The sequence below is a fragment of the Xanthobacter autotrophicus genome, from assembly GCF_030015065.1.
GTDB lineage: Bacteria > Pseudomonadota > Alphaproteobacteria > Rhizobiales > Xanthobacteraceae > Xanthobacter > Xanthobacter autotrophicus_D.
Genome location: NZ_JAIVFN010000586.1, coordinates 1 through 379, shown reverse-complemented (window position 1 = coordinate 379; position 379 = coordinate 1). Strand labels below are relative to the sequence as shown.

Below are 379 nucleotides of genomic sequence, written 5' to 3'. Positions count from 1 at the left end.
GTATCCACGTCCATCGTCGCGCTCGCGGAGATGGGCGACAAGACCCAGCTCCTCTCGCTCGTGCTCGCGGCCCGCTTCCGCAAGCCCTGGCCCATCGTGCTGGGCATCCTCGCGGCCACCACCGCCAACCATGCGCTCGCCGGTGCCGTGGGCGCCTGGGTCACCACCGTCATCGGGCCGCAGATGCTGCGCTGGATCCTCGGCCTGTCGTTCATCGCGATGGCCGTGTGGATGCTGATCCCCGACAAGCTCGACGACGACGAAACCGGCGGCACCCCGCGCTTCGGCGTGTTCGGCACCACGCTGGTGGCGTTCTTTCTCGCCGAGATGGGCGACAAGACCCAGCTCCTCTCGCTCGTGCTCGCGGCCCGCTTCCGCA

At 69.1% G+C, this 379-nt stretch carries 1 protein-coding gene; it reads left to right on the top strand.

The genetic code is table 11. From position 1 onward, the window contains the following. On the top strand, positions 1-379 hold a 379-nt coding region (locus K9U40_RS24635; protein ID WP_282892652.1), incomplete at both ends, for a TMEM165/GDT1 family protein.